Source organism: Bacteroidales bacterium (assembly GCA_023228145.1).
Lineage (GTDB): Bacteria > Bacteroidota > Bacteroidia > Bacteroidales > CAIWKO01 > CAIWKO01.
On the sequence record JALOBU010000003.1, the window covers coordinates 94,172 to 109,751 of the forward strand.

A 15,580-nucleotide genomic window follows, 5' to 3' on the forward strand; every position below is an offset into this window, starting at 1 on the left:
ATTATGTATAACATATACAGAAACTCCCGAAAGGGAGTTTTTTTTATGCCAGAATAAACATTTTAATTTGAATAAAATCACGAAGAACGCAAAGTTTTACACAAAGACCGCCAAGAGTTTCCATATTATTCTTAAAACTTACACATGCTCTTGAAGCGTGAAATCGCCTGAACAAAACTATTTATTTGCCTGCTGGGCAATCAAAAACTCAAACTGTTCAGGGGTGATGGCATCTTCAATTTTGTAAGTCCCTATTGCATCACGGCGCAAAGCGTTCAGGTATGCCCCGCAACCCAATGCATTGCCTAGGTCACGTGCTAAAGCCCGAATATAAGTTCCTTTGCTGCAAACAATCATAAAATCAACTTCAGGCAGGCGGATAGCAGTGATATTAATATTTATAATGTTTATTTCCCTCGGTTCAATTTTGCATTCCTGTTGGTTACGGGCAAAATCATAAGCCCGCCTTCCGCCAATTTTTACTGCCGAAAACAAAGGAGGCACCTGTTGTTGTAAGCCCGTGAATTTTTTACAGGCCCCGATAATTTCTTTTTCTGTAAGATGGGAAATTTCAAAAGTTTTATCAACAGCTGTTTCCATATCATAAGATGGAGTGGTGGCGCCAAGATAAAAAGTTCCTGAATATGTTTTGTCCATTCCCTGAAATTCTTCTATTCTTTTTGTATATTTCCCGGTGCATACAATCAGAAGGCCGGTGGCCAAAGGGTCAAGGGTGCCTGCATGGCCGACCTTGATTTTTTTTATTCCCAGTTGTTGTTTCAGCACTTGCCTTATCTTTCCTACAACATCAAAAGAAGTCCACTTATATGGCTTATTGATAAGAAGAATTTCCCCGGCCTGAAAGTCAAACATGCTTAAATGATTTTCAGGTCAACGCCCGACAACAACAATATGATGATTATAGAGCCGATTATGATACGGTAATAGCCAAATACCCTGAACCCGAATTTTGTCAGAAAAGCAATGAATGCTTTTATTGCTATCAATGCCACAACAAACGCCACCAGGTTTCCCAACAGAAGCAGGTTTATATGGTGTGTGTTCAGATGGTTATCGTTTAAGAAAAACAGAGTTTCATAATCCGAAAAAAGTTTATAGCATGTGGCGGCAAGCATGGTGGGCACGGCAAGAAAAAAACTGAACTCTGCAGCTTGCTTGCGGCTAAGGCACTGTGTCATTCCTCCGATGATGCTGGCAGCCGAGCGGCTTACTCCCGGTATAACGGAAATTACCTGAAACAGGCCGATAATAAATGCATTTTTAAATGACATTTTTTTGTCGTTTTTTTCATTGTTTTTAAACCAGTTGTCAACGAAAATAAGTATGATACCCCCAGCAAACAGCGCCATGGCAACAATCAGCACGCTTTCGAGCATCTGATCAATAAAAGCTTCAAGCAAAAAAGCGATGATAAGCGGAATGCAGGCAATACCCAGTTTTAAATAAAAATCAAATGACTGAAAAAAACGTTTGAAATACATCACAACAACGGCAAGAATAGCACCAAGTTGAATGTTTACGGTAAATGCTTTGGAAAATTCGTTCGGCTCTATGCCCAGCAAAGCCTCTGTGATAATCATATGTCCTGTTGAAGAAACTGGGAGAAATTCAGTAAGCCCCTCAACAATGGCAATAATAATTGCCTCCAGATAGGTCATTCAGCAGTTTTTTGTTTTGGCTTCAGCATGATAGCAACCACTTCAGCGACGAAACCAAGCAGAATCAGAATAGGTGCAACCGTCAGGCGCTGGGTGTTGAACATATCGTAATTGAATACATTGGGGTCGTCGGAGCCTCCACCCGCCATCAGTATAAATCCAAGAGCGATGAGTAAAATGCCCGCAAGCATGATGATGTAGTTTCTTTTGTCGAACAACAAGCCTGCAGTTTGTTTGTCAGGTAGCTTCGATTTGGTTGTGGCTTTGGCAGCTTCGGCTTTGGGGGCGGCAACAACATCCGCTTTTTTGGTATCCACAGCAAGCGGCTTTTTTACGATATTGGGTTTGCGCTTTTGTGCCATTTATTTTGGTTTTAATGTGTTTTTATGTTTTGCAGATTCTTTAATTTCTAAAGAAATAATGTTAAGTTTTCTAATTTCAAAAGTACAAATAATCTGTTTTGATTTTCAAATATTTTCTTACAGAGATAAATGTTGAAATCCACGATATTGTAAGCCCGACGAGTACAACAAATGCAAACAGTAAAAGAAAAAGGTCAATGCTTTGGAGGCTGATAATTTCAGGGATTTCTTTGCGGGAAACATATATCACTCCCGTAAGCATAAATATTGCCAGCAGAGAGGAAATCATTCCGTGAATGAGGCTGGTGTTCAGAAAAGGCCTGCGGATAAAGCCTTCAGTGGCTCCCACCAGCTGCATGCTTTTGATGAGGAAGCGTTTTGAATATACTGCCAGCCTTATGGTATTGTTGATAAGCGTGATGGCGATTACAAGCAGAAGTATGCTAAATACAAGCAACACCGCCGAAATTTTACTGATGTTGCTGTTGATTTGCTGCACAAGCGATTTCTGATAAACTATTTCTTTAACATTGGGATTTTTCTTAAGTTGTTGTTCAATTTCTTCAAAATACACAGGGTAAGCGTATTGTGCTTTCAGGTGGACTTCAATAGAAGTATGCAAAGGATTATAACCGATAAATTTTACAAAGTCTTCACCCAGCTCTTCCTGAAAGGTTTCGGCAGCTTTTTCCTCACTGATATATTCTGTAGAGCGCACATACTCGTTGGCGTCAAGTTCTTTCTGCAAATGAATTATCTCGGCTTCTTTCACATTTTTGTTCATGTAAACGGAAAAGCCAATGTTTTCTTTAACATAGTCGGATAATTTTTTTGTGTGCAGCAGCAGCAACCCTATCAGGCCGATGGCAAACAACACCAGCGAAATGCTGACAATGGTAGTGATGCGTGAACCAAACAGGCGGCGTTTTGTAAAACGTTCTTCTTTTTTTGGCATATTGGCTTAAACAGGTTGCTAAATTAATAAAATTAATGATAATGGGAAAAATTGAAGAAGTCAATACTGAAATAATTAGTGGCCCGTATGTATCCACCAGATGGCCGATGTGAGAGGCTCTCCGGTTGGCTTTTGCTCACCAGCTTCCCACTCGATTAGTGTTTCGTTGTTCATTTTTCTCGTTTATACTCTTATGATTCGAATAATATGTTGTCAAGTTATCAAGATTTATGTGTGTGTTTGTGCAAAATTTAATGTGGTGTTTTTAGTTGGCTTGTGTTTTAGAAAAACACCTCTTTTAATTTTGCTAAGGGTTGTCTACTTTTCATTTTTCATTTCTGTCTTTATGCAGCAAAAATTCCATTGTCGTTTTTTTCAGCTTGCCCCAACTAAGCTTACTTTTTGGTAACCAATCTCGCAAAAGCGGTTTTTTAGTTCATGCTGAAATTTCCGGCTTCAAAGTTCTTAACCCTAACTCAGGTAATTACTCAAAATCTTTTCTTAATTTCGCAGTTTACTCCGTTGTGCGAAGTTAGAAACTTCGCACTGTACGCTGGCGTTGAATTTCATTCTATGTTATATACAAATTCAATTGTTCCTTTATTTTTGTTTTATTGATTAGATTCTTCCACTAATTGCCGTTTTTTCTTAATTATTTTCTTTAATATTTTCACAATAAATTATAAACTGTTTAACAAAGTTTCCGAACTTCGCACCAAATAAGGCATTAAAAAATGACAAAAGAAACGGCAGTAAAATTATTTGAGCAGAAGCAAATCCGCAGCTTCTGGGATGAGAAAAAAGAACAATGGTATTTCTCGGTTATAGATGTTGTTGAAATTTTAACGGAAAGCAGAAATCCAAGAGATTACTGGTTCAAAATGAAGATACGCGTTAAAACTGAGGACGGCCTTGAACTGTCGACAATTTGTCGACAGTTGAAATTAAAAGCTTCAGACGGAAAAATGCGTGAAACCGATACGGCACATACACAGGCATTATTGAGGATTATACAATCCATTCCTTCGCCCAAAGCTGAACCCTTCAAACAATGGCTGGCAAAGGTAGGTTACGAAAGAATAAAAGAAATTGCCGATCCGGAGCAAAGTCTCGACCGTGCCAGGGAGAACTGGCAAAAACTTGGCCGCAGCGAAAAATGGATACAACAGCGCATGACCAGCCAGGAAACACGCAACAAACTCACTGATTACTGGAAGGAACACGGTGTGGAAAAATCAGACGAATTTGCCATGCTTACCAATATTATTCATCAGGAATGGACAGGACTTACGGTAAAAGGCCATAAAAAGTTAAAAAAACTCGACACCCAGAACCTCCGCGACCACATGAGTGAGGCCGAACTTATTTTTACCGCTCTTGCCGAATTATCATCGCGGCAGATTGCCGAAACCGAACAAGCTGAAGGGATTCCGGAAAATGCGGCAGCTGGAAAAAAAGGCGGTATGATTGCTAAAGATGCCCGTATCGCCCTCGAAAAGAAAACAGGCAAAAAAGTCGTAACCGGCGAAAACTTTCTTCCTCCGGCCAAAGAAAAAAGGAATCTAAAAAAATAAAAATTTAAAGACAGTGAAAAAGCGTTTGCTGCCTAAAACTTATATTTGATATAAAAAACGCCGATAAGGTGCTTTTTATCAGAGATAGTATTTTTGCAAAGGACTAATTTACCCAGCTTGCCAAAAATTGCATCCCTTGTTTAAAAGGCATAAGCTAAAAATTAAAATATATGAAACTAATTACCTTACAGTCTACCCCCTTAATAGCCTAACACATTCCCCCTAACAGCCTAATCCGCGGCGGACCTAAAAGTCTAACAACCTAACATCCTTCCTCCTAATGACCAATAACCAATTCCTCCTTGCGGACTGCCGACTGTACAATCAAAACTCCAAACTAAAATAACTCAAAATCTTTTCTTAATTTCGCAGTTTATTTTTATCAGCAAATTCATTTATGGAATATAATTTTTGCGATATTGAGAAAAAATGGCGCGAATGGTGGAAGCAGAACGAGATTTACAAAACCGAAATTGACCATTCAAAGTCTAAATACTATGTGCTCGACATGTTTCCATATCCGTCCGGCGCCGGGCTGCATGTGGGGCACCCGCTGGGCTATATAGCATCCGATATTTTTGCACGTTACAAACGGCTTTGCGGCTACAACGTGCTGCATCCTATGGGCTACGATGCCTTTGGTTTGCCCGCAGAGCAATATGCCATACAAACCGGGCAGCACCCTGCCGTAACTACTGAAAATAATATCAAACGCTACCGCGAACAGCTTGACTTGCTTGGGTTTTCGTTCGACTGGAGCCGCGAAGTACGCACCAGCGACCCGAAATATTATAAATGGACACAATGGACCTTCATAAAATTGTTCCATTCGTGGTACAACAAAAAAACAAACAGGGCCGAACCCATTGAAACACTTATCGCAGAATTTGAACTTCAAGGTTCGCAGGACATTCAGGCGGCATGTTCGGAATACGAACCTTTTGATGCAAAGAAATGGAAGAGTTTTTCGGAAAGTGAAAAACAGGACATACTGATGAATTTCCGCCTGGCGTATCTTGCCGACACCATGGTGAACTGGTGCCCCGCACTGGGAACGGTGCTTGCCAACGATGAGGTGAGCGAAGGCTTTTCGGTTCGTGGAGGGCATCCGGTTATCAGAAAATCGATGAAACAATGGCTGCTGCGTATCACGGCTTATGCAGAACGCCTGCTGGAAGGACTTGACAAAATTGACTGGTCAGAAGCCCTCAAAGAAATTCAGCGCAACTGGATTGGGCGTTCTGAAGGCGCTATGATTGAGTTCAGAATTCAGAATTCAGAATTCAGAATTAATGTGTTTACTACACGCCCCGATACCATCTTTGGTGTTACTTATATAACACTGGCCCCGGAACATGAATTTGTTGAACAGATTGTTACGGATGAGTATCGCGAAGCAATTAATAAATATGTTACTGAAGCTAAAAACCGCAGTGAGCGTGAACGCATGGCCGATGTTAAAAAAATCAGCGGACAGTTTACCGGGGCATATGCTATTCATCCTTTTAGCGGTAAGAAATTACCGATATGGGTAGGGGATTATGTGTTAGCAGGTTATGGCACAGGCGCAGTGATGGCTGTTCCTGCCCACGACAGCCGCGACTATGCTTTTGCAAAACATTTCGGACTGGAAATCATTGAAGTGGTTAGCGGCGGCAATAGTGCCGAAGAATCATACGATGCCAAAGAAGGGAAGTTGATAAACTCTGATTTTATCAACGGCATGGAAGTGAAAGACGCCATTGCTGAAGTGTGCAAAAGAGTCGGGGAGAAAGGTATTGGATTTGGGACCGTGAATTACCGCCTGCGCGATGCTATTTTCAGTCGGCAGCGTTACTGGGGTGAGCCATTTCCCGTTTACTATAAAGATGGAATTCCATACACAATTGACGAATCGGAGCTGCCGCTGAAACTGCCTGCTGTGGATGCCTACCTGCCAACAGAAACCGGTGAACCGCCGCTGGCGAGGGCAAAAAACTGGAAAACCAAAGAAGGCTATCCGCTGGAAACCAATACTATGCCGGGCTTTGCAGGCTCCAGCGCATATTATTTACGGTATATGGATCCGCATAATGAGCAGGAATATTTTTCAAAGGAAGCAAACCAATACTGGCAAAATGTTGACCTTTACATAGGTGGCGCCGAACATGCCACAGGGCATCTGATTTATTCGCGTTTCTGGAACAAGTTTTTATACGACCTCGGGCTCACAGCTAAAGACGAACCGTTTAAGAAACTTATCAATCAGGGGATGATACAGGGCCGTTCAAATATTATTTACAGGGTAAAAGGTGAAAATAAGTATGTTTCTTTAAATCTTATAAATGATTTCGAAACAACTCCAATTCATATTGATGTTAATCTGGTGGATAATGATATTCTTGATGTTGAAGCATTAAAAAAATCTTCTCCGGATTACGCAGCATCGGAATTTATTTTAGAAAATGGCAAATTTGTTTGTGGATGGGCTGTAGAAAAAATGTCGAAATCTTTGCTGAATGTTGTCAATCCTGATGAACTTGTTGAAAAATATGGTGCCGATACAGTACGTTTGTATGAAATGTTCTTAGGGCCGCTCGAGATGCACAAACCCTGGGATACCAACGGCATTGAAGGCGTATTTCGTTTTATCAGGAAACTCTGGCGGCTTTATCACGACAACAATAACAATTTTGCTTTGAGCGATGAAGAACCCACCATGGATGAGTTGCGCGTGATACATAAAACCATAAAAAAAGTCAAGGAAGATATTGAGCGTATCTCATTCAATACAGCTGTCAGCAGCTTTATGATTTGTGTTAATGAACTTACCGAATTAAAATGCAATAAAAGAAAAGTGTTGAGTGAACTGTCCCTCATCCTCTCGCCCTTTGCACCGCATATTGCCGAAGAGTTGTGGTCATTACTGGGTAATACTCAAAGCATATTCAACGCTAAGTTTCCGGATTATGATGAGAAATATTTACAGGTAAATTCATTTGCTTATCCGGTTTCTTTCAACGGAAAGATGCGTTTTAAGTTAGAATTGCCCCTGGAAATGGCTATTCCCGATATTGAAAACGCAGTACTTGAGGCTAAAGAATCTGAAAAGTGGCTTGCAGGTTCAAAGCCTAAAAAAATCATTGTTGTAGCAGGGAAAATTATTAATGTAGTTATTTGATTATTAAAGAGATGCGTTTTGCTTTTTGGATTTGGAACAGAATTTGCTTTTTTGTAAGATAAACTCTAAAAAAATGAAGACAAAAATTGTTTTATCGGTAATGGCAGTTTTTATTGCTTCTTTAAGTTTTGCCCAGCTACGTGTAGAAACCAACAATGCGTTTGAGCGGGGCGAGTATCTTAACTATAAAGCATATTATCATTCGGTGCTGACCGGCGAAGTTGTCGCAGGAAACTGCTCTTTCGAGGTGAAAAAAGAAGATAAAAAAATCAATAACAGAAGCACTTACCACATTGAGGTTATTGGCAAGACCAAGGGCGTGTTCAATTGGTTTTTCAAGGTTATTGACCGCTATGAAACATACATTGATGAAATAGCGCTAGTACCTTGGCTTTTTATGCGCCGTGTTAATGAGGGGGGGTATATAATAAATCAGGACATCACATTCAATCAACTGAAAAATGTTGCACATTTTGTTGACAATAAAACCACAAGAACTGCCGATGTGCCAACCCCGGATAACATTCATGACCTGCTTTCTGCTATATATTATTGTCGTACTATGGATGTTCAGAAAATGGGAGCCAATGAAGATTTCAAGGTTAAATTTATGCTTGACGATACCGTATATTCTACAAAAGTTATTTATCTGGGAAAAGAAACACTGGTTACCAGTATCGGCAAGATACGCTGCATAAAACTTAAACCTCAGGTACTGACCGGTACGGTTTTCAAAGACCCATACCCTGTTACTTTATGGGTGAGCGATGATGCAAATAAACTTCCCATTCTTGGAGAATCTGAAATTCTGGTGGGAAAGGTAAAAATGGAGCTGATTGATTACAGAAACCTGAAAAACCCTTTTACCGCAAGGGTAAAATAATTTGAAATAATTTCCATTTCAGAAAATTCTTTTTGTAATTTCGTGAAAAACAAATTATGAAAGCACTGAATTTTTTAGTGTGCATAATGTTTGCGGGCACGTTTGCATTTGCACAACAAATTGACAAAAGCCAGGTGCCTATGTCGGTGAAAAAAATGCTGTTCACCAAAATTCATGATACGTTAACTCCTACGTGGGTGAAAGAAAGCGAAACATATCATGCATCCTATATCAATGGAGAGTTAACGGCAGTAATTGATATAAAGCAAACCGGCGAATGGCTTAAAACCGTCTGGAGCCTTCCTTATAAATATGTTCCTCAAAAAATTAAAGATAATATACTGGCAAATTATGAAGGATATAAAACACTGAAAGTTACAATACAATATCGCCTTGACGGGGATTATTATGTTGTGGATATTAAAAAGAAAAAAGACACTAAAACCTTGCTGTATAATATTAAGGGGGAGTTTGTGAAGAACGAATCTGAAACAACGCCACCTGTGCCGGTCCCCAGTAATAAATAGGGTCTATGAAAAAAGCATTGCTGTTTTCATATGTATTTTTGCTGACAATTTTTGCTCACGCACAGGCCGATACATCTTCTGCACAGAAATATGCCCTTGTAATTCACGGAGGCGCAGGAAATATAACGCCTGATAATATCAGCGAAGAAAAAGAAAAAGCATACACACTGGCATTAACAAAAGCTCTGCTTATAGGGGATTCCATATTAAAAAATAACGGCACGGCTATGGATGCCGTAGAATATGTTATCCGCTATATGGAAGATTGTCCGTTATTTAACGCAGGCAAGGGAGCTGTTTATACCAGCGATGGCACTATAGAATTGGATGCTTCGGTAATGGATGGCAAAACCTCAAAGGCAGGTGCCGTTGCCGGAGTAAAAACAATAAAAAACCCGGTTTCTGCAGCGAGGCTTGTGATGGAAAAAACTCCTCATGTATTTCTTATTGGTTCTGGCGCAGATAAATTTGCAGCTGATGAAGGCCTTGATATAGTGGATTCAAGCTATTTTTATACAGAAGAGCGTTGGAAACAGTATAAAGGAAAATCATCCCCTGAAAATAAAAAAGGTACCGTTGGCGCTGTAGCGCTTGATATAAATGGCAATCTTGCTGCCGGAACGTCAACGGGAGGAATGAGTAATAAAAAATACGGGCGTGTGGGAGATTCGCCGGTAATCGGAGCCGGCACTTATGCAAATAATCTTACTTGTGCTGTTTCATGTACGGGACACGGTGAATATTTTATTAGAAATGTGGTGGCTTATGATGTTTCTGCTATAATGCAATATGCTAAGCTTTCTTTGCAGGAAGCTACAGAAACAATAATTCTGGATAAATTGAAAAAACAGGGTGCAGAAGGAGGTTTGATTGGAATAGATAACAAAGGAAATTATGTTATGATTTTTAATACTGCAGGAATGTTCCGGGGATATATTAATTCAGAAGGCCATAAAGAAGTTATGCTTTATGGAAGTAATTGATGTTTATTTTAAATTTAATATATTTGTAAAAAAAAAAATTATGAAAAAGGTTTCTATTTTATTCTTGTTTGTGTTTTGTGGCATGATAAGTTATGCACAGAACAATTTATCAGGACTTAGCAATATTGCTTTTTCCGAGATTAAATCTACATTACCTGATTCTCCTAAAACCGCACTGGATTTTACGGATACATTAATATATCCGATGTTTAAGGCGACTGATTTTTCATTTTTTTTGGTTGCTGATAATCCTTCATATTGTATTTCTGTGGGGCAGTATTTTGATTGTCCCCAGGCAGTTACTGTTAAGGGCGCTGTTTTTTATGGTGTTGCGTATATGGTGCCTACGGTTAATGTGACGGTTGAACTATTTTTGGCCGGGCCCGATTCATTACCCACAGGTACGGCTTTGGCATCCAAAACAATGTCCGTTGATTCTGTTCAGGCACATGTTCACAGGCTGGCCATGTTTGATACGCCTCAAGCGGTTACACAGCCATATGTAGTTACCGTAACATGTCCTTCCATTACTTTTCCTTTTATTATAGGAGCCAGCGATCCGGCAGCTAATGATGGCCAGGGAGAATGGCTTGCCGTTATCAAGCAATCCGGAGTTTGGAAAAAATCCAAACAATTTTCCGGTGGTGCAAAGGATTTTGATTTTTATATTGCCCCCGTGGTTGAATATGATATTGCTGATGTTACATTTTCGATGGACTCAACATGTATAACTGATGACGGGGAAATTATAGATTTTAATTTGATTAATTCAGGAATATTTCAAGAGAGGATGTATAATTATAATGCTGCCGTTGACTCTGCCATTTATCAGTTTGCCTGGAATTTTGGTGATACCGCCGATACCATATTTGGTATGGATACTTCGCATCAATATGCAGTAGCTTCTCCCTATGTTGTCAGGCTTGGTTATTATTACAGGGGCTGGTACAATTTTGTTGCCCCTGCTATTGTACAGAAAAACCTTCCCACATGCTTAACGCCGGATGTTTCAGATACCTTGCTTTATCCGGCATTCAAAACCACTTCCTATAATTATTTTGAAGTTACTTACGATTCATCAAAATGTATTTCGGTGGGGCAGTATTATAATTGTCCTCAGACACTTGATGTTATGGGTGTGGTTTTCTACGGCCTCTCTTACCCGGACTCAATTATTGATGTTACCGTTGAACTGTATCTGGCCGGGCCTGACTCTTTACCTTTGGGGCCGGCGCTGGTATCACAGACTTTTGAGGTTGACTCTTTTCAGGCACATGTTCACAGAGTGTTAATGTTTAGTACTCCCCAAACGGTAGATCAGCCTTATGTAATAACAATTACTTATGAAGATTCCGTTTCTTCATTTATAATTATTACCAGTGATACTGCAACTAATGACGGACAAGGCGAATGGCTTGCCCTGATTAAACAGCCCGCTGATTCAGCATACAAAAAATCACAGCATTTTTCGGGTGGGGCAAAAGACATTGACTTTTTAATTCTACCCGTTGTTAAGTATGACCTCGCAGGTGTTACATTCTCCATGGATCTTGCCTGTCTGAACAGCGACGGGGACTCTGTTAATTTTATTTTAGATTGCCCGGATATTTATAAAGACAGGATGTACAATTCCTATGCTGCAGCCGACTCTGCAAAATACCAGTTTGCATGGAATTTCGGAGACACACAGGATACTATTTATGCTTTGGACACTTCACATATTTACGAAACTCTTGGGGCATATACTATAAACCTGGGGTATGGATTTGCCGGATGGTATAATTTTATCCTGCCTCAAATAACATCACAATATCTTGATATCTGCACTGGTGTTACAAATATAAATTCTGATGACATTATAATTTACCCGAACCCTGCAAATGATTTTATATACATTGAAAATGCAGAAAATACAAGTGTTGAGATATATAATTTACTTGGAGCGATTGTCATAAGTAAATCCATCACACAAAACAGAGAGTTGTTTTCGCTTGACGGTTTAACCAAGGGGAGTTACTTGATTAAGGTAACTGACTCGTCAGGTTTGATTAATCGTAAGGTAGTTTTTATTAAGCTATAAAGCAAAAAGTCCCTGAAGAGGGACTTTTTTTTACGTTTGAGGCTTATTTTTATCCGCACTTGGCATCACCGCAGGAAGTACATTTTAAGCAACCTTCAGTATATATCAGTGTGGTTTGCCCACATTTTGAACATTTTTCTCCCGGAGCTTCTGTCCCGTTTGGAATAAACTTTTTCAGAGTCCTCACAACGCCGTTTTTCCATGTGTTGATTGAATCGCTGTCGAGGCGAAGGTTTGAGATAAGGTCAACAACATAAATCAATGGCATACCGTGCCTTAAGATGCCTGAAATCAGTTTTGCGTAGTTCCAGTATTCTGTGTCGAAAGAACGTGACAGCCCTTCTACTGTGGTTTTATATCCCTGTTTATCTTCGTACTGAAAATCATACCTTGTATTGTCAACATCATCTTTGCTTTTAAGCACCCAGCCTTTTTCAACATAAGGTGGCAGGTAAAAATCTTCGGCCTTACCGGTAAAAATTTCGTAAGGTTTATTATTTATATGTCCGACTACTGCAATCCATTTTTCTTTGGCATTCTGAAAATAAACGATATCGGCATCAAGGCGTTTGGGACGCTGGGGAGCCCGCGTTTCTTTAAATTCACAGGCATCTTCTTTTTTCTCTCCTTCGGAAACCAAAACTCCTGAGCGTGAGCCGTCACGGTATATAGTTACACCTTTACATCCGGATTCCCAAGCTGTCAGGTAAATTTTGCTGACCATTTCTTCTGTGGTTTCTTTAGGCACATTGACAGTTACGCTGATAGAATGGTCAACCCATTTTTGTATGGCCCCTTGCATTTTCACCTTGGCAATCCAGTCAATATCGTTAGCAGTAGCTTTATAATAGGGTGATTTTTTTATAATTGGTGCAAGTTCTTCATCAGAATATGTTTTTATCTGTTCTACATCATAACCTTTTATTTTCAGCCATTTCAGAAATTTCGGGTGGAAAACATTATACTCTTCCCATGAGTCGTTATTCTGGTCAACGAAATTTATGTTTGCATTTTTATCGTTGGGATTGACTTTCCTTCTGCGTTTGTAGTTTACTTTATAAGCAGGTTCTATCCCTGAAGTGGTCTGTGTACAAATACTAACAGTTCCTGTTGGGGCGATGGTAAGCAAGGCAATATTTCTTCTTCCGTGTTTTTCCATTTCGTCATATACCATCGGAGCCGCTTCTTTGATACGTTGGATAAATGGATTGTTCTTTTCTTTTTCTTTATTGTATACTGGGAAAGCCCCGCGTTCCTGGGCTAAAAATACGGAAGAACGATAGGCAACAATAGCCAGTTGTTTATGAACTTCAACCGAAAACTGAATTGCTTCTTCCGAGCCATAGCGGCAACCCAGAGCAGCAAGCATGTCTCCTTCTGCAGTAATTCCTATTCCTGTGCGGCGGCCCTGCATGGTTTTAGCTTTTATTTTTTTCCAGAGAATGCTTTCTATACGCTTTGTTTCTTCGTCTTCGGGGTCGGCATTAATTTTAGCAAGAATGGCATCAATTTTTTCAGTTTCAAGGTCTATTATATCGTCCATTATGCGCTGGGCATAAAAAACATGTTTGTTGAAAAGATCAGAATTAAAATATGCCTCATCCGTAAAAGGGTTTTCAACATAGCTATATAAATTAATAGCAAGTAGGCGGCAGCTGTCGTAAGGACACAAAGGAATTTCTCCGCAAGGATTTGTTGATACCGTAGTAAATCCTAAATCATTATAACAATCAGGAACAGATTCACGAATAATGGTATCCCAGAATAATACGCCGGGTTCAGCTGATTTCCATGCATTACGAATAATTTTATCCCAAAGTTTCCTAGCCTCAATTTCTTTGCTGAGTTTTGGATTTGTTGATTTAATAGGGTATTGTTGTTTATATAAGTTGTTACTAGTAACAGCATGCATGAAATCATCATCAATTTTTACCGAAACATTGGCTCCTGTTACTTTCCCCTGTTCTAGTTTGGCATCAATAAAATCTTCAACATCAGGGTGTTTAATAGATATGCTGAGCATCAGAGCACCTCTGCGGCCATCCTGTGCCACTTCGCGGGTGGAGTTGGAATAACGTTCCATAAAAGGTACGATGCCTGTTGAGGTAAGCGCACTGTTAAGCACCTTGCTTCCCTGTGGACGGATGTGTGAAAGGTCGTGGCCAACGCCGCCGCGTCTTTTCATAAGTTGTACCTGTTCCTGATCCACTTTCATAATCCCCCCGTATGAGTCGGCAGGAGTATCATTACCGATAACAAAACAATTTGACAAAGACGAAATCTGATATTTGTTTCCAATACCTGCCATGGGGCTTCCTTGTGGGATAATGTATCTGAAATCACGGAGTAATTCAAATATTATATCTTCGGAAACAGGATTAGGGTATTTTTTTTCTATACGAGCTATTTCGCTTGCAATACGGCGGTGCATATCATCAGGAGTGCATTCAAGCAATTCACCTTCGCTGTTTTTCAGGGCATATTTATTTATCCACACATCAGCGGCAAGTGTGTCTCCCTTGAAATATTCAATGGTTTGTTGAAGTGCATCCTCAATTTTATATACTTTTTGTTTTTCTTTTTCTTCGTTTTCAATTACGAATAAATCACCAGGTATTTCCGGTTTATTACGTTGCTTGGTTAAATCGCCATACAACGAGTTGTTCTCCGCTTCCTTATTCTGAATTTCTTTATTCTCCTGCCCGTCCGGGAATAACTGATAATTTTTTTCCATAAATAATAATGTTTTAGAATATATAATAAATTGTTAAAGCGTAAAAAAATATTTTTTTGAGTGAAAAAAAGGACGGCTAAATTATATAAAGTCGGCCCTCAATACAAGGCAATTTTATTAACAAAACAGGGTATTTTATTAACTTCGCACGGAAATGTTTGATAACAAGAAAATTAAAATAAATAGAAAAAAATTACAGTTTTTTCTTGCTCCAAATAAGTTTATTTGCAAACCCAAGCCGGTTGTCTGTTAATTTAATGAAATTGACATCAATACTCCAAAAAGGAGTATTTTTTAGGAAAGGTTTTGCGTAGGGAAATTTTTTCAGATATAATTTATTTCCGGCTATTAATTCTTCTTCGCGAAGTTCTTTTATTGTGCCTGTAAATTGTATGCCTCTTATTTTTCCAATGATTTTTGTTTCAAGAGCAATGGTTCCGGCCACAGACGGATGCTGAACAGCATGCCGAATATGCGTTGTGTCATATTCTGATGTGAAAATAAATGTATTATTTTGCTCGGCATATACATAAAAGCACGTTGCGCAATAGGGCAGGTTGTTTTCAGCTGTTGCCAGTGTGAAAATGTGATGTTTTTTTATGAATCGAACAATATGTTTGTCAGGGGCTTCCATCCTCATGCA

Annotated in this window: 12 protein-coding genes; 6 read left to right on the forward strand and 6 right to left on the reverse strand. The window is 39.5% G+C overall.

Features of this window, described 5'->3' with window-relative positions; genetic code table 11:
• Positions 1-177: 177 nt before the first annotated feature.
• The 4 genes from truB to M0R16_02220 all read right to left on the reverse strand — a co-directional run bounded on the left by truB (position 178) and on the right by M0R16_02220 (position 2,996).
• The gene (gene truB / locus M0R16_02205) at positions 178-873 is read right to left on the reverse strand and encodes a tRNA pseudouridine(55) synthase TruB (GenBank protein ID MCK9611694.1); all 696 of its coding nucleotides are present in this window, start codon (positions 871-873) and stop codon (positions 178-180) included.
• Positions 874-875: 2 nt separating this feature from the next.
• Positions 876-1,679: an undecaprenyl-diphosphate phosphatase gene (locus tag M0R16_02210; protein MCK9611695.1), complete on the reverse strand. Its 804-nt coding sequence runs from the start codon at positions 1,677-1,679 to the stop codon at positions 876-878.
• The gene (locus M0R16_02215) at positions 1,676-2,041 is read right to left on the reverse strand and encodes a DUF3098 domain-containing protein (protein ID MCK9611696.1); all 366 of its coding nucleotides are present in this window, start codon (positions 2,039-2,041) and stop codon (positions 1,676-1,678) included. Before M0R16_02215 ends, M0R16_02210 begins: the two co-directional genes overlap by 4 nt.
• A gap of 76 nt (positions 2,042-2,117) precedes the next feature.
• Entirely contained in the window at positions 2,118-2,996 is an 879-nt protein-coding gene (locus M0R16_02220; protein MCK9611697.1) for a permease-like cell division protein FtsX, read from the reverse strand.
• A 734-nt stretch (positions 2,997-3,730) separates the two neighbouring features.
• Between M0R16_02220 and M0R16_02225 the strand changes: the two genes are divergently transcribed.
• From M0R16_02225 to M0R16_02250, 6 genes are all read left to right on the forward strand, one after another.
• Positions 3,731-4,570: a Bro-N domain-containing protein gene (locus tag M0R16_02225; protein MCK9611698.1), complete on the forward strand. Its 840-nt coding sequence runs from the start codon at positions 3,731-3,733 to the stop codon at positions 4,568-4,570.
• Between the two features lie 397 nt (positions 4,571-4,967).
• Entirely contained in the window at positions 4,968-7,730 is a 2,763-nt protein-coding gene (leuS, locus tag M0R16_02230) for a leucine--tRNA ligase (protein MCK9611699.1), read from the forward strand.
• Between the two features lie 73 nt (positions 7,731-7,803).
• Positions 7,804-8,613 carry a DUF3108 domain-containing protein gene (locus M0R16_02235; protein MCK9611700.1) on the forward strand — a complete coding sequence of 270 codons (810 nt, stop codon included), beginning with the start codon at positions 7,804-7,806 and terminating at the stop codon, positions 8,611-8,613.
• A 56-nt stretch (positions 8,614-8,669) separates the two neighbouring features.
• Positions 8,670-9,140, forward strand: a complete 471-nt coding sequence (locus tag M0R16_02240; GenBank protein MCK9611701.1) for a hypothetical protein — start codon at positions 8,670-8,672, stop codon at positions 9,138-9,140.
• 5 nt (positions 9,141-9,145) lie between these two features.
• Positions 9,146-10,123: an isoaspartyl peptidase/L-asparaginase gene (locus M0R16_02245; GenBank protein ID MCK9611702.1), complete on the forward strand. Its 978-nt coding sequence runs from the start codon at positions 9,146-9,148 to the stop codon at positions 10,121-10,123.
• A gap of 40 nt (positions 10,124-10,163) precedes the next feature.
• A complete protein-coding gene (locus M0R16_02250; GenBank protein ID MCK9611703.1) occupies positions 10,164-12,203 on the forward strand; it encodes a T9SS type A sorting domain-containing protein in 2,040 nt (679 codons plus the stop codon).
• A gap of 49 nt (positions 12,204-12,252) precedes the next feature.
• Here the strand turns inward: M0R16_02250 and M0R16_02255 are convergent, their stop codons facing one another.
• Complete coding sequence (locus M0R16_02255; protein MCK9611704.1) at positions 12,253-14,937, reverse strand: adenosylcobalamin-dependent ribonucleoside-diphosphate reductase; 2,685 nt, start codon at positions 14,935-14,937, stop codon at positions 12,253-12,255.
• 193 nt (positions 14,938-15,130) lie between these two features.
• Positions 15,131-15,577 (reverse strand): pyridoxamine 5'-phosphate oxidase family protein, encoded by a 447-nt coding sequence (locus M0R16_02260; GenBank protein MCK9611705.1) that lies wholly within the window; start codon positions 15,575-15,577, stop codon positions 15,131-15,133.
• Positions 15,578-15,580 lie beyond the last annotated feature (3 nt).